Source organism: Bradyrhizobium sp. 40, from assembly GCF_023100925.1.
GTDB lineage: Bacteria > Pseudomonadota > Alphaproteobacteria > Rhizobiales > Xanthobacteraceae > Bradyrhizobium.
In genome coordinates this window covers 2,755,284-2,769,622 of sequence record NZ_CP064688.1, presented here as the reverse complement: position 1 = coordinate 2,769,622, position 14,339 = coordinate 2,755,284, and the positions used below count along the sequence as shown (strand labels likewise).

Here is a 14,339-nt window from a genome sequence, read left to right as displayed (position 1 = left end):
AGCTATTTCTTGCGCCAGACGAACAGTCCGGACATCGCGTAGTTCCACACCACGCCCATGAGCGCCCCGGCCGCACCCGCAAGCCACCAGATCGGCTCCTGGTCGTAGACCGAGAAGGCGACGCCGACATTGGCGAGCAGGCCGACGCTGCACACGATGTAGAACGCGATCAGGCCGCGCAGCAGCGCAAAGCCCTTCAGCCGCTGGTCGCGATAGGTAAGGAAATTGTTGAGGACGAAATTGCTGGTCATCGCGACGATGGCGCCGGAGGCCTGCGCTTCCGCGAACGGCTCCTTGAATAGTTCGAGCGATATGAACAGGGTCGTGAGATGCACCACGAGGCCGATCCCGCCGACCATCGCGAACAGCAGGAAGCGCAAGGAGACAGCATCGTTGGTGAACTTTGCCAGCACCAGGCCGAGAAAATCCAGCGCGACCATGGAATCGAGCTTGCTTTCGCCGTGCTGGCGCTCACCGAACGTGTAGGGAATTTCGATGGCGCGCAAGCTGCCGTTGGCGCTTGCGACGAGGTCGAGCAGGATCTTGAAGCCGTGCACGGAAAGTTTCGGCGCCAGCTGCTCGAAGCGGTCGCGGCGAACCATGAAGAAGCCGCTCATGGGATCGGCGATCTCGACCCGCAGCGCTTTCCTGGCGAGTTCCGTTGCCAGCGCGCTGGCGCCGGCGCGCTGCTTGTTGAAGCCTTCGCTCTTGTAGCCCTCGATGTAGCGGCTGCCGACCACGAGCTCGGCCTGCCCGCTCGCGAGCAGCGACAGCATCTTCGGCAGCTGCGTCTCGTCGTGTTGAAGATCGGCGTCGATTACGGCCGCATAGGGCGCGCTGGAGGCCAGGATGCCCTCGATGCAGGCCCCCGACAGGCCGCGGCGGCCGATGCGGCGGACACAGCGCACGCGGCTGTCGCGCTGGGCCAGCGCGCGCACGACGTCCCAAGTGCCATCAGGCGAATTGTCGTCGACGAACACGACTTCCCAAGCGATGCCGGCCAGCGCGGCCTCCAGCCGCCGGTAAAGCACCGCGACATTGTCGCGTTCGTTGAAGGTCGGGACGACGACCGACAATTCCGGCGCCGGCGAAGCCGCCTTTTGGGTGTCGGAGCCCGGTCTGATCGCTTCATTCATGACGGCAGCGTATATCCGCCGCGTCCCGTGCTGCCAAGAACTTGTGCTGCCAAGAACTTGTGCTGCCAAGAACTTGTGCTGCCAAGAACTTGTGCTGCCAAGAACTTGCGCTCGCAAGCCGGGGTTTCTCAGGGGAGCGGCCCAAAAGGGGCCCAAAAATGCCAACGACCCCGGAACGGCGGGCCACGCGTACATCCGGCGCAGCCTGTGCTATTCCAAGGTCGTTCCAGCGCCGGAGTTTTTCGCTCAACGTCGCCGTTATAAGCTAAATGGGAACGGCAACGCCGCTTTACAAGGGGCGAAAGAGGCCCTTTTCACGCCCTTATTGGTTCGGGACTTCCTTGATCACCGGCCCTCGCGGCACGGGCGCGGCAGGGGCCGCCGGCGCCGTAACGGCGGCCGGGTCGACTTTCGCGGGCCTGGGCGGCTTGCCGTATTGGCCGATCGGCCCGAAGACGACGGCCACCGCAAGCACTATCGCCGCGACGATCGCGCCCAAAATGCCCCCCACCGACTCAGACGACATGGAAACTCATCCCTGTTCCAGATGCGCTCAATAATACCATGGATGAGCGCGCCGCCGGAAGGGCTTGCCGGAGGCACCGGTCCATGGGCTATTTCTGCGGCGGCTTGTGCTTGACAAAGGCCGTCACGATGTCCTTTTGCGCCGCCTCCACCGCCCTGTTCGCGGTCGCGAGATGCGCGCCGGCATCAATATCGGGATATTGCGTGGTGAGATAATCGAGCAGTGCCACCCGGTAGTATTGTCGCTCCGACGGACAGGCTCCGGCGACGGAGCGGCCAAAATCCTGTTCCGACAGGCCCTGATTGCCGTCGCGCGAATATTCCCGCGCCAGGCAATGCCAATAATCGTCGCGGCCCTGCATGGCGAGCTTCTGCGCACCCTTGGCATCGTCATCGTCGGCCATAACTGAAGATATCATGGCAGCAGATGTCATCATAACGAGCGCCGCTCCCACCATCAGCATCCGCATCTTGTTCTCCTTTTTTCGCAGATCCCGTCGCGAGCTTAGACGGGACGTCGCAACTGGCCAATCACAACTCGTTTGATTAGGATGGAGGCCCCTCCTCCCGTCATCCGAGATCCTCCCGTGGCCAAAGCAAAAACCGCGTCTAAAAAATCAGGCAACATCTTTATCGGCATCGGCGGCTGGACCTTCGAGCCTTGGCGCGGCGTGTTCTATCCGGAGAAGCTGACGCAAGCCAAGGAGCTATCCTACGCCGCCTCGAAACTGACCTCGATCGAGATCAACGGCACCTATTACGGCTCGCAGAAACCGGAGAGCTTTCGCAAATGGGCGAGCGAGGTGCCTGATGGTTTCGTGTTCTCGGTCAAGGGGCCGCGCTTCGCCACCAACCGGCGCGTGCTGGCCGAGGCTGGGGATTCCATCAAACGTTTCTATGATTCCGGCGTGCTGGAACTCGGCGATCATCTTGGGCCGGTGCTGTGGCAGTTCGCGCCGACCAAAAAATTCGACGGCGCCGATTTCGGCAAATTCCTCGAGCTGTTGCCGCGCAAGCTCGACGGACGCGCCCTGCGCCACGTCGTCGAGGTCCGTCACGACAGTTTCTGCGCGCCGGACTTCGTCGCGCTGATCCGCGAATTCGAGACGCCCGTCGTCTTCGCCGAGCACGGCAAATATCCCGCGATCGCCGACGTCGCCGGCGATTTCGTCTATGCCCGGCTGCAGAAGGGCAATGACGAGATCAAGACATGCTATCCGCCGAAGCAGCTCGATGCCTGGGCCAAGCGCTTTCAGCACTGGGCCGAGGGAAGTGAACCCGACGACCTGCCGAAGGTCGACAAGGCCAAGCCGAAGAAGGAGCCGCGCGACGTGTTCGCCTATGTCATCCACGAGGGCAAGGTGCGCGCGCCGGCCGGCGCCATGGAGCTGATCGCGCGGGTGAGCTGACGTGTTTCGCTAAAGGTGTCTCATGGCAAAGGCAAAAAAGCTCTTCACCATCGGCTATGAGCAGACGCCGCCCAAGGCAGTGCTCGACGAGCTGGAGCAATCCGGCGTCAAGCTCGTCGTCGACGTGCGCGCGGTGACGTCATCGCGCCGGCCCGGCTTTTCTAAGAAGCAGCTCGCCGCAGGGCTCGACGAACGCGGCATCGCCTATGTCCACCTCGCCGCGCTCGGCACGCCCAAGGAAGGTCGCCTCGCCGCCCGCAGCGGGCAATACCATGTGCTGGAGAAGGTTTTCTCAAAGCACCTGAAGACGCCGGAGGCTCGGGAGCAGATGGACGAGCTCTCGGCGCTGGTGAAGAAAGCAGGTCCGGTCTGTCTGCTTTGCTACGAGCGCGATCACACCCACTGCCACCGCCAGATGATCGCTGAGATCATCGAAGAGCGCGATGGGGTAACGGTGAAGAATTTGGCGGGACGGCAAGCCTGAACGACTCTCTCCGTCATGGCCGGGAACAGAGAGTTACCCTTCTCCCGCCAGCCTAAACGTCCCTTCCATCATCTGCACGCATTGCCCGCCGACATGAGCGGAGACGATCTTGCCGTCCTGCTTGCGCACGCGCGTCAGCAAGAGGCTCGGCCGCCCCATGTCAAAACCCTGGCCGACCGTGAGCTTCAACTCGCCCTCGCGGACAGGATCGAGATCGGCGAACAGCGCGGCGGCCGCGACCGTTGCGCTGCCGGTGGCGGGGTCTTCGGCGAGGCCGCCGGCGCCGCGCATGAACATCCGCGCCTGCCGCTCGCAAGGCGCCTCCGCCGCGGGCACATCGCGCGTATAGAACCACGCCGCGAACGCGCCGTCGCACGGAAATACCTTGCCGAAGGCCGCCGCGTCGGACCCCGCCCGTTTGAGCGCATCGCGCGAGTGCACCTCAATCACCAGAAACGGCGTTCCAACGCTGACGACCTGTGGAGCGTGACGGTCGACCCTAATGTCGTCTGCACTGAGCGAGATGCAGCTCGCGGCATCGGCGACCGACAATTGCGACAGGCGCGCCAAAGGCTGGGGCGCGGTGAGCTCGGTGCTGATCACGCGGCCCTGCTCCCGCACAATATCGACCGGCACCAGCCCCGCCTTCTCCTCGAACCGCAGGCGCGGCTTCGACTCCTTCGCGATCGTCGCAAGCACGAAGGCGGTGCCGACATTGGGATGGCCAGCGAAAGGAAGCTCCCTGACAGGCGTGAAGATGCGCACCTCGGCATCATTCGCCTTGTCACGCGGCGGCAACACGAAGGTCGTCTCGGAATAGTTGAACTCGGTCGCGATCGCCTGCATTTGCGTGGTCGACAACCCGCCGGCATCGAGCACCACGGCGAGCTGGTTGCCGCCGAAGGCGCGGTCGGTGAACACGTCGACGGTGATGTAGCGGCGCTGCATCTTCATTTCCCTTACGCAATCGCAGCCGCAATCGGCCGCGTCGCCGGCACTCTACAAGCCGGCGACATCGTCCGTCATTCCCCAAAATTGAGTGCAATCGGAGCAATCGCGGTGACGCGTTGGAGGCCGAGAAGCGGCTTCCACAATGCAAGACCCAAAAGCTAGCAGAGATATTTCACCACGCGCCTTCAACGAACCCGACCCGCTTCAGCGAAGCGCGACTCACATTTGAAAGCGCAGGAAGCGGCCCTCACCCCAGTTGAAACACCGCCACCTTCTGTTCGTAACCGCGCACCTCGACCTCCCCAAGCGAGACCGCATCGTCGCAGTCCTTGCCAAGCGCCTCGCGAACGGCCGCCGAGATCAAGAGCTGCGAGCCGAACTCCTTGTTCAGCGCCTCCAGCCGTGAGGCGAAGTTCACGGTGTCTCCGATGACGGTGTATTCCTTGCGCCGGGGCGAGCCGATATTGCCGGCGACGACCTCGCCGAAATGGATACCGATGCCGATCTTGAGCGGCCAGCTCGTCTGCGCGTTGATGCGCTCCATCGCGGTTAGCATCTCGCGGCCCGCGGCGACCGCGCGGTGCGCGGCGTCGGAAGTCTCCAGCGGCGCACCGAACAGGGCGAGAAAGCCGTCGCCCAAAAACTTGTTCACGATGCCACCCTCGCGGTCGAGAATGTCGACCAGAACGGCGAAGGCGCCGTCGAGCCGGTCGACCACCTCCTGCGGGGTTCGCGACTGCGCGCCCGCGGTGAAGCCGCGAAAATCGACGAACATCACGGCAACGCGGCGGAGGTCGCCGGCGGCGCTCGTCCCCGCCGCCATCAGCCGCTCCACCACCTGCGGCGAAACGTGCTGGCCGAACAGGTTGGTCACCCGGTCGCGCGCGGTCGCTGCGGCAATGCTCGCGGCGAACTGGCGGCGGAGCTGCGCACCGACCGCGCCTGCAAGCACGCCGCAGATCAGGATGATGGTGCTTCGTACCGCGTGGAAATAGATCTGCGGCTCGCCGCTCCCGCTGGCGGGATCGAAGATCAGCGCCACAGTGAGCAACTCACCCGCAGCGACGAAGCCGGTGAAGGTGGACAGCCAGAAGTCCAGCCGCAGGGTCGAAAGGATGACGAAAATGAAATAGATCAGCGGCACGACGAAGCCGAGCGCCTGGCTCGCGCCCATGCTGCGAATCTGCAGGATCAGGATGACGGTCGGCAGCGAGGTCTCGATCAGCGCACCGATATAGCGCCGGAACACCGGCAGATCGCGGTCGAGCTTGAGGTTTCGCCTGATCTGGCTGTGGACCCAGACCTCGAACAGGATGAACCCGGTCAGGAGACCATAGACCTCGGCAAGCCCTTCGGTGCCCCGCCAGACCCGCTGCACCACGGAGGAATCGACAAGATAGATCGCGGTGAGGAACACGACGATGACGCAGCCCGTCGTGATCAGCGCCCTCACCCGCACGAGCTCGGTGCGCAGCACTTCGCGCGTCAGCTCGCGCTCGAAGTCTTCGGAGACCACGGCATGCTGCCGGGCCTTTCTGCTCGCAAAACTGACCATTCCGCCCCCTTGATTCCGGGGCATCTTGCCTCAATCCAGCGTGCGGCGGAAGCGCGTCACGGCGATGGTCATGGCGAGCAGCATCAGGACCGCCAGCGCCAGCGCGTCGAAATGCAAATTTTGCATGCTCGCGCCCTTCAGCATGATGGCGCGGACGATGCGCAAATATTGCGTCAGCGGCAAGCACTCGCCGACATATTGCGCCCAGGCCGGCATCCCGGCAAACGGGAACATGAAGCCGGACAGCAAGATGCTCGGCAGGAAGAACATCATCGACATCTGCATCGCCTGGAGCTGGTTCTGCACCAGCGTCGAGATCGTATACCCGATCGCCAGATTGGTCGTGATGAACAGCGTCGAGAGCAGCGCCAGCAGGAACAGATTGCCGAGCACCGGCACGCCGAACAGGCCGACCCCGATGCCGATGATGAGGAACGCCTGCACGAACCCGACCAGCACGTAAGGGATGATCTTGCCGAACATCACCTCGGCCGGCCTGATCGGCATCGACAGCAGGCTCTCCATCGTGCCGCGCTCGACCTCGCGCGTGACCGAGAGCGCGGTGAAGATCAGCATGGTCATGGTGAGGATGGTGCCGACGAGGCCCGGCACGATGTTGAGGCTCGATGCGGCGGCGGGGTTGTAGCGGGCATGCGCGCGGATCTCGAACGGCATCTCCGGAGGATCTCCGATGTAGAGATCGTGCTTGAGTGCGGTCTGCACGACCATGCCGAGCGAGCCGATCGCCGCGCTCGCCGCCACTGGATCGGTGGCGTCGGCCGCGACCAGCAGCGCCGGCTTATCGCCGCGCCGCACTGCCCGCTCGAAGCCGCGCGGGATCTCGACGCCGAATAGAACCTTGCCGGATTTCAGGAGATTGTCGAAATCCTCGACGTCGTGCACTTCGTAGAGAAAGCGGAAATAGGCGGTGTTCTCCAGTGCCTTCAGGATCGAGCGGGCGAGATCGGAGTCCTCCTGGAGCAGCACCGCGCTCGGCAGATTGTGCGGCGTGGTGTTGATGGCATAGCCAAACAGGAGCAGCTGCATCACCGGCAGCATCACGATCATTGCAAACGACACCCGGTCGCGCCTGAGCTGGATGAACTCCTTGATCAGCATCGCATAGGAGCGCCTCCAGAAGCCGAAGCGCTCCCTGATCGCGTGCTGGGGTTCGGAACGATCGACCGCGCTCATTGGAAATTGTCCTTGGAACGACTCATCAATTCGATGAACACGTCTTCCAGTGACGGCGAGGATTTGTGCCAATGCAGTCCGCTTTTTTCCCGCCACGGCGCGATGCTGGCCTCGAGCGCGGCGACGTCGCGGCCGGAGACGTGCAGCGACGTGCCGAACGGCGCCACCATGTCGATCCCGGGCTTGCCGGTGAGCGCAGCGGTGAGCCCGTTCAGGTCCTCGCCCGTCACGGTGTAGGTCGTCAACGCGGATTTCGCGATCACCTCGTCCACGGTGCCGTGCACGAGCAGATGGCCATAGGCGATATAAGCAATCTCGTGACAGCGCTCGGCCTCGTCCATGTAGTGTGTCGAGACCAGCACGGTGAGACCGTCGGCCGCCAGTGCATGAATCTCGTTCCAGAAATCGCGCCGCGCCTTCGGGTCGACGCCGGCGGTCGGCTCGTCCAGCAGCAGCAGTTTCGGACTGGGCAATGTGCAGGCGCCCAACGCCAGCCGCTGCTTCCAGCCGCCGGAGAGCTCGCCCGCGAGCTGTTCCTCGCGCCCCGAGAGCCCGATCCGCTTGATCATGTCGCGCGCGGCGCCGCGTGCATCGCGAAGGCCGTATAGGCGCGCGACGAATTCGAGGTTTTCGCGGACAGAGAGATCCTGATAGAGGCTGAAGCGCTGGGTCATGTAACCGACCTGGCGCTTGATCTTTTCGGCATCGCGCCTGATGTCGTAGCCGAGGCAGGTGCCCTCGCCGCTGTCGGGCGTGAGCAGGCCGCAGAGGATGCGAATCGTCGTCGTCTTGCCCGAGCCGTTCGGGCCGAGGAAGCCGTAGATCGAACCCCGCTTCACCTGCATCGACAAATCGTGCACGACCTCGCGGCCGCCGAACGACTTGCTCAGGCCCTTGACGTCGATCGCAATGCCATTGCCGCCGTTCATCGCTTGTCCGCCACGGGGGTTTTTGGATTGAGATGGACGTCGATGGGTTGTCCGACACGCAGCGCATCGGGGCGCGACGGCCGCGCCTGGATCAGGTAGACGAGTTTGTTGCGCTCCTCGAGGCTGTAGATGACAGGCGGGGTGTATTCGGCCGAAGTCGCGATGAAGTAGATCTTTGCTGTGAGATCGGCGGCGCAATTGTCGCACGCGATCCGCACCGTGTCGCCGATCGCAAGCTTCGGCAGCTCGGTCTCCGGCACGAAGAAACGCAGCTTCATGTTGCCGGGAGGCATGATCGAGAGCACGGGCCGCTGCGCTGCCACCATCTCGCCCTCGCGAAAATAGATCTGCTGGATGGTACCGGCCACGGGCGCAAAGCCCTTGCGCCGCGCCATCCGCGTCTCCGAGGTCGCCACCCGCGCCTCGGCGACGCGCAAGGCAGAGACGGCCGAGTCGAGATTGGCCTGCGTGCCCGAGCCGGTCTTGCTCAGCGAGGCCGCGCGGTCATAGGTCTGCTGCGCGTTGGCAAGCGTCGCCTTGTTCTGGTTGAGATCGGCAAGCTGGAGATCGTCGTCGACTGAATAGAGGTGATCTCCGACCTTGACCTCGTCGCCCTCGCGGATGTTCAGCTTCGTCACGCGGCCCGCCTCGTCCGGGCTGACGAAGATCATGTCGGCCTCGACCCAGCCCTGGAAGCCGGGCTCACGCTTGTCCTTGCAGCCAGCAAGCCCGGTTGCGAGGACCGCGACTAATGCGAATATAAAAATTGCTCGCAACGACCTCATGTCGAGCTCCGTTCGCCAAAAATCAAATCGAGATGGACGCGCAGCATGTCCTGCGCGTTGAGCGGCGCGTGCCGCGCAAACAGGCTCTGCCAGATCACCGCGATCATCGCGGGTGCGACCAGGATCTGCGGGTAATGCGCCAGGTTCTTCTGGCGGATCTCGCCGCGGGCAATGCCGAGTTCGATCAGGGCGCGCATGGCGGCCATCCCGCGCGAGACGACCTCGCGGTAGTAGAAATCGGCCACGGACGGAAAGCGCGGTCCCTCGGCCACGATCAGGCGCACGAGATCACCGCGTCTGGTGCCGATCACCTCCTTGAGGAAGTTGCTGGCAAACGTCTCGACGAGATCACGCACCGAGCCCGCCGGCGGCGGCAATGCTGTCAACCGCGTCACCACAGGGACGATCACGGTCCGCACCAGTTCCTCGAACATGGATTCCTTGTCCTTGAAGTGCAGGTAGATGGTGCCCTTGGCGACACCCGCGCGCTTCGCGATGTCGTCGAGCCGCGTCGCGGCAAAGCCGCGCGCGATGAATTCCTCCATCGCGGCCTCCACGATCGCGGCACGCCGTTCCGCCGCGCGCGTGGCGCGGCTCGACGCGGGTGCCGCGTCGCTGGCGCGATCTGTGGACGGAGCGGCGGGTTTGGTCGGCTTCTTGGTCATCCCGATTACATGACTGACCGGTCAGTCATGGTCAAGGCAGGATTACAGACCCAACCAGGCCAATAAATTAGCCTTTACTAATTCATTAGTGGATGCTAATCTAATTCCCATGATCGAAGCCGCCCCAAATCCCGTCACCACCGTGATGCGCGCCCTCGCCGATCCGACCCGGCGCGCGGTGTTCGAGCGCGTCTTCGAGAGCAAGGAGATCAGCGTCGCCGAGCTCACGCGCGGAAGCGGCGTGACGCAAGGCGCGATCTCGCAACACTTGAAGTCCCTCAAGCAGGCCGGCCTCGTCGCCGAGCGTGCCGAGGGCCGCAACGTCTATTACCGTGCCGCGCCGCAAGGCCTCGAACCGTTGGTCTCCTGGATGGACCATTACGGCGTGTTCTGGCGCGAGCGCTTCCAGAACCTGCGTGACCTCTTGAAGGAGATCGATCCGTGAGTGCTCTTGAATTGAAAGCCGAGACAAAAGACATCGTCCTCGACGAGGTGCTCCCTCACGCGCCGGAGACGATCTGGAAGGCGCTGACCAGCGCCCAGCTCATCGCGCGCTGGCTGATGCCGCCGACCGGTTTCGAGGCCGTCGAAGGCAACACTTTCACCTACCAGACCACGCCGGGCGGCGCCTGGGATGGCGTCATCCATTGTCGCGTCCTTGAAGTCATGCCGAACCGGCGCCTCGTCTACGCCTGGAAGGGCGGCGATGAGCGCAACACCGGCTACGGCGCGCCGCTCGACACTGTCGTGACGTGGTCCCTCACCCCGGTCGAGGCCGGCACGCGGATCCGTCTGGTTCATGCGGGCTTCGTCATACCCAGGAACCAGTCGGCCTACACGGGCATGAGCGGCGGCTGGAAGAAGGTCGTCCGCCAGCTCGACGAGATCAGCGGCGAAGACAAGTAAGGAGTTATCGCATGACCAAGCCCTTTACCGGCGGCTGCGCCTGCGGCGCGATCCGCTATTCGATCGCCAGTGAGCCCCTGTTCGCCAATCACTGCCAATGCCGGGACTGCCAGCGCGAAAGCGGCAGCGGGCACGGCTCCTACATAACCTTCGCGCGCGCCGGCGTCACGCTTACCGGCGAGGCGAAGCATTGGGACATGGTCGCCAACAGCGGCAACGTGAAGACGCGCGGTTTCTGCACGCAGTGCGGCGTGCCTGTTTACATGACCTTCGCGGCACAGCCCGACGTCTTTACGATCCGCGCCACAAGTCTCGACGAGCCCGCCCGCTACAAGCCGCAGGCGGTCACTTTCGCCGCGCGCGGACATGACTGGGATCGTCTTGACCCGGACCTGCCGAAATTCGCTGGCATGCCGCCGGGGTAAGGCATCGCAAGTGGAAGCGCGCGCAAGACCGCGCGCATTCACGTCAACTATGAAACTTCAGCCCATCAACGATCTTGTCGATCACCTTGCGCTCGGCGCGCATCGCAAGTCCAACGAGGTTGAGGTCAGGGCGCGCCACTGCCCTCACCGCCTCGCGATTGGCGGCATCATGCGTGGTCTTGAACATGTCCTCGGTGTAGACCGCCGGCTTGACGCTGCGCGTCAGGGCCCGATCGAGCGCGCGCGTCAATGCGGGACCGTCGGCGCCATAGATCAGGATCGGCTGTCCGATTAGCGCGTGATATTTCGTGCCCGACGCGTCCTCATAGGGCTCGCCGATGCAGTCGGGAAACGCAGCCGCGATGCCGCTGGTCAGGAACGAGGCAACGTTGAGCTTCTGCCAGGGCTGAAGATCAGTGCGGATCACAACGGCGATTTTAGTGTCGAATTGCATTGAATTCCCCAACTGTCATTCCGGACTCGATGCTACGCAACATCGGAATGACGGCAACAGGAATCAACCCTTTGCGTCGCAGGCCCAGGCGCGGATCACGCATTCCTTGCCGCCGTATTTGTAGCATTCGCGCGTCGCGGCATTGAGCGTGGCCGAGATCTTCGGCTTGACGGCATAGCCATAGGCGCCGCAGGGATTGGACAGATCGACCGACATCGCGGCGCAAGCGCGCTTCATCGTCACGGTCGTGCAATCGCCCTTGCACTGCTTCTGCGCCGCCGCACGCGCTTCGTGCTCGGCGCCATAATCAAACGCTTGGCCATAGGCGCCGCACTTGCCGACCGCAAATGCACCGGCGGCGTGCGCATCGGTGATATGGCGAGCGCCCGCGACGCAGACGGACAGCGCAAAGAAAAACATCGCGCAACGGCGCGCGACGACGTTCGAAGCCATGGAAAAACCCCTCCCCCCAAGGCAGGTGGAGAGAACTGTAAGCGGCGGTTGTTTCCAGATGGTGAACGGGGCGTTGAAATTGAGGCGACCCCACCAATTTCGGATCGCAGTAAGGGGAAATGTTGGGCATGGCGCTACGCGCCTTTGCCCACTCAGCGCAGCGTCACCCGCGTCTTGCCGCTTCCAACGCCTGCGGCGTGTCGATGTCGAGGAAGGCGCTCTCGCCGTCGACCGGCACTTCGGCGACCGCCTCGGTGTGCTTGGCGATCAGATGGCGCGCGCCGACATCGCCGTCGAGCGTCATCAACTCCGTGAAAAAGCGGCGCGACCACAGCACGGGATTGCCGCGGCGGCCTTCGCTGACGGGCACGACGATGAGATTGCCGCGGTCCGGTGCGAACGCGTCGATGAGACGGTCGATCAGGCCGGCATCGATCAGCGGCATGTCGCCGAGGCAGACCACAGCGCCGTCGCAAGCTTCTGGAACGGCCGCGATACCGGCCTTGACCGAGCTTGCGATGCCGCCGGCAAAATCCGGATTTTTGACGAAACGCACCTTCAGGCCTTGCAAGGCTTGCTCGATCAGCTCGGTCTGATGGCCGGTGACCACGATGACCTCCGATGCTTTCGAGGCCAGCGCCTGCTCGGTCGCAATCCGCACCAGCTTCTTGCCGTCGAGCTCGGCCAGTAGCTTGTTGGGCCCACCCATCCGGGTCGAACGGCCCGCCGCGAGCACGATGACCGCGACGTGGTTGTTGCTCTCGATCTCCGGTTTTGCGCGCGGCTGCGGACGCGTGACGATCTCCATCAGGAGGCCGCCGACGCCCATGCCCATCAGCTCGGACCGTGTCACCTTGATGCCGGCCAGCAGCCGCATCAGCACCCAGTCAAAGCCGTTCTCGACCGGCGAGCGCGCGCAGCCGGGCGCTCCCAGCACAGGAACGGCGCCGGCCCGGGCAATCAGCAAAAGATTGCCGGGATCGACCGGCATGCCGAAATGCTCGATCTCGCCGCCGATTCCGGTCACGGCCGCAGGGATCACGTCGCGGCGATCGGCGATCGCGGATGCCCCGAACACGATCACGAGCTCGGCGCCAAGTCCCAGCAGTTCGTTGATCGCAGCCGACAGCGCCTGCTCCTCATGGGGGACCCGCCGCTCGGCGATGATGCCAGCGCCGGCTGGCGCAAGCCGCTCGGCGGTGACGCGCAACGTCTTGTCGATCACCTTGGAGGACAGGCCGGGCAACAGCGTCGAGACCAAGCCGACACGCTTGATGACGTAAGGCGCGATCTTCAGAACGTCGCGACCCGCGGCCTTCACCGCGGCATCACGCAAGTTTCCTTCGACGCCGAACGGAATGATCTTGACGGTGCCGACCATCTCGCCCTCGACCACCGGCTTGAAGGCGGAGAGCGTGGCAAAGGTAATGGCCTCGTCGATATTGTTGATGCGGTCCACTGCGGCGCGATCGATCACCAGCACGCCCGGGCGCCCGGCGAACAGATTGGCTCGACCGGTAAAGGCACGCTCGACATGAATGCCATCGCCACCGACGGCGAGCGCGATGCTGGCGGCAGCGACGTCCTCGGAGACATCGCCCGCCTCCATCCGCACCACCACAATGTCCTTGATGCCGGCGCGCTCCAGCGCCTCGACCTCGGCAGGGCCGATCGTCGTGCCCTTCTTCAGCACCAGCGGTCCCTGGCGCAGGGTGTGGACGGTCACCCCGCCGATCGCATCCCTGGGACTCGCCGGGCCGAATTTCATGCGGCTTCTTCTTTTTCTTTGGGCGGCAGGCGAAGCACCGCCGTGATCTCGGCCATGATCGACACCGCGATCTCGGACGGCGAGACCGCGCCGATCGCAAGCCCGATGGGCGCATGGATGCGCGCGATGTCGTTGTCCTTGGCGCCCTGCGCCCGCAGCCGGTCGCCGCGTTTGGCATGCGTGTTCCGCGAGCCGAGCGCGCCGATATAGAAGCAGTTGCGCTCGAAAGCGTGCAGCAGCGCGGGATCGTCGATCTTTGGATCGTGCGTCACCGCGACGAAAGCGGTGTAGGCATCGACGTTGAGTGGCGGCAGCGCCGTGTCGGGCCATTCCGCGACCAAGGGAACGTCTGGGAAGCGCTCGGGGCTCGCAAAGGCCGTGCGCGGATCGACCACGGTGACGTCGTAGCCGAGCGAGCGCGCCAGCGGCGCCAGCGCCTGACTGATATGGACAGCGCCGACGATGACGAGCTTTGCGGTCGGCGCATAAACGTTGAGGAAGAGCTTCTTGCCGCCGGCCTCGACACTGGCGCTTTTGCCCATGCGAAGCTGCTTGTCGAGTTCAGCGCCCAAGGGATCCTTGGCGAAATCCTTGGCTTTCACAAGGCGCTGCTCGCCGCTCTCGGTGTCCGTCACCAGGATCACCGGGCGGCGCGCGGCGCGCTCGGCATTGAGTTCGTGCAGGATTGCGAGCTTCACGG

At 63.9% G+C, this 14,339-nt stretch carries 18 protein-coding genes; 5 read left to right on the top strand and 13 right to left on the bottom strand.

All coding sequences use genetic code 11. The features are described 5' to 3' along the window. Nucleotides 1-2: 2 nt before the first annotated feature. The 3 genes from IVB40_RS13245 to IVB40_RS13235 form a co-directional block, all read right to left on the bottom strand. Entirely contained in the window at nucleotides 3-1,136 is a 1,134-nt protein-coding gene (locus IVB40_RS13245) for a glycosyltransferase family 2 protein (protein WP_247362336.1), read from the bottom strand. 322 nt (nucleotides 1,137-1,458) lie between these two features. Then, nucleotides 1,459-1,662 (bottom strand): hypothetical protein, encoded by a 204-nt coding sequence (locus IVB40_RS13240; RefSeq protein WP_027518781.1) that lies wholly within the window; start codon nucleotides 1,660-1,662, stop codon nucleotides 1,459-1,461. An 88-nt stretch (nucleotides 1,663-1,750) separates the two neighbouring features. Next, nucleotides 1,751-2,131 (bottom strand): hypothetical protein, encoded by a 381-nt coding sequence (locus IVB40_RS13235; protein ID WP_106944528.1) that lies wholly within the window; start codon nucleotides 2,129-2,131, stop codon nucleotides 1,751-1,753. A 117-nt stretch (nucleotides 2,132-2,248) separates the two neighbouring features. Between IVB40_RS13235 and IVB40_RS13230 the strand changes: the two genes are divergently transcribed. Then, the gene (locus tag IVB40_RS13230; RefSeq protein WP_247287208.1) at nucleotides 2,249-3,070 is read left to right on the top strand and encodes a DUF72 domain-containing protein; all 822 of its coding nucleotides are present in this window, start codon (nucleotides 2,249-2,251) and stop codon (nucleotides 3,068-3,070) included. 22 nt (nucleotides 3,071-3,092) lie between these two features. Continuing rightward, nucleotides 3,093-3,554, top strand: coding sequence for a DUF488 domain-containing protein (locus IVB40_RS13225; protein ID WP_247287209.1), 462 nt, complete (start codon nucleotides 3,093-3,095; stop codon nucleotides 3,552-3,554). Nucleotides 3,555-3,587: 33 nt separating this feature from the next. On the opposite strand, the gene IVB40_RS13220 is transcribed toward IVB40_RS13225, so the two are convergent. The 6 genes from IVB40_RS13220 to IVB40_RS13195 all read right to left on the bottom strand — a co-directional run bounded on the left by IVB40_RS13220 (nucleotide 3,588) and on the right by IVB40_RS13195 (nucleotide 9,633). Next, the gene (locus IVB40_RS13220) at nucleotides 3,588-4,502 is read right to left on the bottom strand and encodes a PhzF family phenazine biosynthesis protein (protein WP_247287210.1); all 915 of its coding nucleotides are present in this window, start codon (nucleotides 4,500-4,502) and stop codon (nucleotides 3,588-3,590) included. A 250-nt stretch (nucleotides 4,503-4,752) separates the two neighbouring features. Further along, nucleotides 4,753-6,060, bottom strand: coding sequence for an adenylate/guanylate cyclase domain-containing protein (locus IVB40_RS13215; protein ID WP_247819020.1), 1,308 nt, complete (start codon nucleotides 6,058-6,060; stop codon nucleotides 4,753-4,755). Between the two features lie 30 nt (nucleotides 6,061-6,090). Further along, on the bottom strand, nucleotides 6,091-7,254 hold the full coding sequence (locus tag IVB40_RS13210) for an ABC transporter permease (protein WP_247819019.1): 1,164 nt from the start codon (nucleotides 7,252-7,254) through the stop codon (nucleotides 6,091-6,093). Continuing rightward, nucleotides 7,251-8,183 (bottom strand): ABC transporter ATP-binding protein, encoded by a 933-nt coding sequence (locus IVB40_RS13205; RefSeq protein ID WP_247362350.1) that lies wholly within the window; start codon nucleotides 8,181-8,183, stop codon nucleotides 7,251-7,253. The genes IVB40_RS13210 and IVB40_RS13205 overlap by 4 nt, the downstream gene beginning before the upstream one ends. Next, complete coding sequence (locus IVB40_RS13200; protein ID WP_247287215.1) at nucleotides 8,180-8,968, bottom strand: efflux RND transporter periplasmic adaptor subunit; 789 nt, start codon at nucleotides 8,966-8,968, stop codon at nucleotides 8,180-8,182. The genes IVB40_RS13205 and IVB40_RS13200 overlap by 4 nt, the downstream gene beginning before the upstream one ends. Next, complete coding sequence (locus IVB40_RS13195; protein ID WP_247362354.1) at nucleotides 8,965-9,633, bottom strand: TetR/AcrR family transcriptional regulator; 669 nt, start codon at nucleotides 9,631-9,633, stop codon at nucleotides 8,965-8,967. Before IVB40_RS13195 ends, IVB40_RS13200 begins: the two co-directional genes overlap by 4 nt. A gap of 109 nt (nucleotides 9,634-9,742) precedes the next feature. On the opposite strand from IVB40_RS13195, the gene IVB40_RS13190 reads away from it, so the two are divergent. The 3 genes from IVB40_RS13190 to IVB40_RS13180 are packed head-to-tail and all read left to right on the top strand — an operon-like array spanning nucleotide 9,743 to nucleotide 10,964. Next, nucleotides 9,743-10,078: a metalloregulator ArsR/SmtB family transcription factor gene (locus tag IVB40_RS13190; protein ID WP_007611986.1), complete on the top strand. Its 336-nt coding sequence runs from the start codon at nucleotides 9,743-9,745 to the stop codon at nucleotides 10,076-10,078. Next, a complete protein-coding gene (locus IVB40_RS13185) occupies nucleotides 10,075-10,539 on the top strand; it encodes an SRPBCC domain-containing protein (RefSeq protein WP_027567718.1) in 465 nt (154 codons plus the stop codon). The genes IVB40_RS13190 and IVB40_RS13185 overlap by 4 nt, the downstream gene beginning before the upstream one ends. 11 nt (nucleotides 10,540-10,550) lie before the next feature. Continuing rightward, complete coding sequence (locus tag IVB40_RS13180; protein ID WP_247362357.1) at nucleotides 10,551-10,964, top strand: GFA family protein; 414 nt, start codon at nucleotides 10,551-10,553, stop codon at nucleotides 10,962-10,964. Between the two features lie 43 nt (nucleotides 10,965-11,007). On the opposite strand, the gene IVB40_RS13175 is transcribed toward IVB40_RS13180, so the two are convergent. From IVB40_RS13175 to IVB40_RS13160, 4 genes are all read right to left on the bottom strand, one after another. Beyond that, entirely contained in the window at nucleotides 11,008-11,418 is a 411-nt protein-coding gene (locus IVB40_RS13175) for a DUF2000 family protein (protein WP_247362359.1), read from the bottom strand. A 63-nt stretch (nucleotides 11,419-11,481) separates the two neighbouring features. Beyond that, nucleotides 11,482-11,871 carry a DUF4189 domain-containing protein gene (locus IVB40_RS13170; RefSeq protein WP_007611990.1) on the bottom strand — a complete coding sequence of 130 codons (390 nt, stop codon included), beginning with the start codon at nucleotides 11,869-11,871 and terminating at the stop codon, nucleotides 11,482-11,484. A gap of 163 nt (nucleotides 11,872-12,034) precedes the next feature. Beyond that, on the bottom strand, nucleotides 12,035-13,639 hold the full coding sequence (locus IVB40_RS13165) for a molybdopterin-binding/glycosyltransferase family 2 protein (RefSeq protein WP_247819018.1): 1,605 nt from the start codon (nucleotides 13,637-13,639) through the stop codon (nucleotides 12,035-12,037). Continuing rightward, the gene (locus tag IVB40_RS13160; protein WP_247819017.1) at nucleotides 13,636-14,337 is read right to left on the bottom strand and encodes an XdhC family protein; all 702 of its coding nucleotides are present in this window, start codon (nucleotides 14,335-14,337) and stop codon (nucleotides 13,636-13,638) included. The genes IVB40_RS13165 and IVB40_RS13160 overlap by 4 nt, the downstream gene beginning before the upstream one ends. Nucleotides 14,338-14,339: the final 2 nt, after the last annotated feature.

Excerpts from the sequence above, each read along its gene's own strand:
- IVB40_RS13225 (WP_247287209.1), top strand. The coding sequence starts at position 3,093 with ATGGCAAAGGCAAAAAAGCTCTTCACCATCGGCTATGAGCAGACGCCG.
- IVB40_RS13195 (WP_247362354.1), bottom strand. The coding sequence starts at position 9,633 with ATGACCAAGAAGCCGACCAAACCCGCCGCTCCGTCCACAGATCGCGCC.
- IVB40_RS13245 (WP_247362336.1), bottom strand. The coding sequence starts at position 1,136 with ATGAATGAAGCGATCAGACCGGGCTCCGACACCCAAAAGGCGGCTTCG.
- IVB40_RS13210 (WP_247819019.1), bottom strand. The coding sequence starts at position 7,254 with ATGAGCGCGGTCGATCGTTCCGAACCCCAGCACGCGATCAGGGAGCGC.
- IVB40_RS13215 (WP_247819020.1), bottom strand. The coding sequence starts at position 6,060 with ATGGTCAGTTTTGCGAGCAGAAAGGCCCGGCAGCATGCCGTGGTCTCC.
- IVB40_RS13205 (WP_247362350.1), bottom strand. The coding sequence starts at position 8,183 with ATGAACGGCGGCAATGGCATTGCGATCGACGTCAAGGGCCTGAGCAAG.
- IVB40_RS13235 (WP_106944528.1), bottom strand. The coding sequence starts at position 2,131 with ATGCGGATGCTGATGGTGGGAGCGGCGCTCGTTATGATGACATCTGCT.
- IVB40_RS13175 (WP_247362359.1), bottom strand. The coding sequence starts at position 11,418 with ATGCAATTCGACACTAAAATCGCCGTTGTGATCCGCACTGATCTTCAG.
- IVB40_RS13220 (WP_247287210.1), bottom strand. The coding sequence starts at position 4,502 with ATGCAGCGCCGCTACATCACCGTCGACGTGTTCACCGACCGCGCCTTC.
- IVB40_RS13165 (WP_247819018.1), bottom strand. The coding sequence starts at position 13,639 with ATGAAATTCGGCCCGGCGAGTCCCAGGGATGCGATCGGCGGGGTGACC.
- IVB40_RS13200 (WP_247287215.1), bottom strand. The coding sequence starts at position 8,968 with ATGAGGTCGTTGCGAGCAATTTTTATATTCGCATTAGTCGCGGTCCTC.
- IVB40_RS13170 (WP_007611990.1), bottom strand. The coding sequence starts at position 11,871 with ATGGCTTCGAACGTCGTCGCGCGCCGTTGCGCGATGTTTTTCTTTGCG.
- IVB40_RS13180 (WP_247362357.1), top strand. The coding sequence starts at position 10,551 with ATGACCAAGCCCTTTACCGGCGGCTGCGCCTGCGGCGCGATCCGCTAT.
- IVB40_RS13190 (WP_007611986.1), top strand. The coding sequence starts at position 9,743 with ATGATCGAAGCCGCCCCAAATCCCGTCACCACCGTGATGCGCGCCCTC.
- IVB40_RS13240 (WP_027518781.1), bottom strand. The coding sequence starts at position 1,662 with ATGTCGTCTGAGTCGGTGGGGGGCATTTTGGGCGCGATCGTCGCGGCG.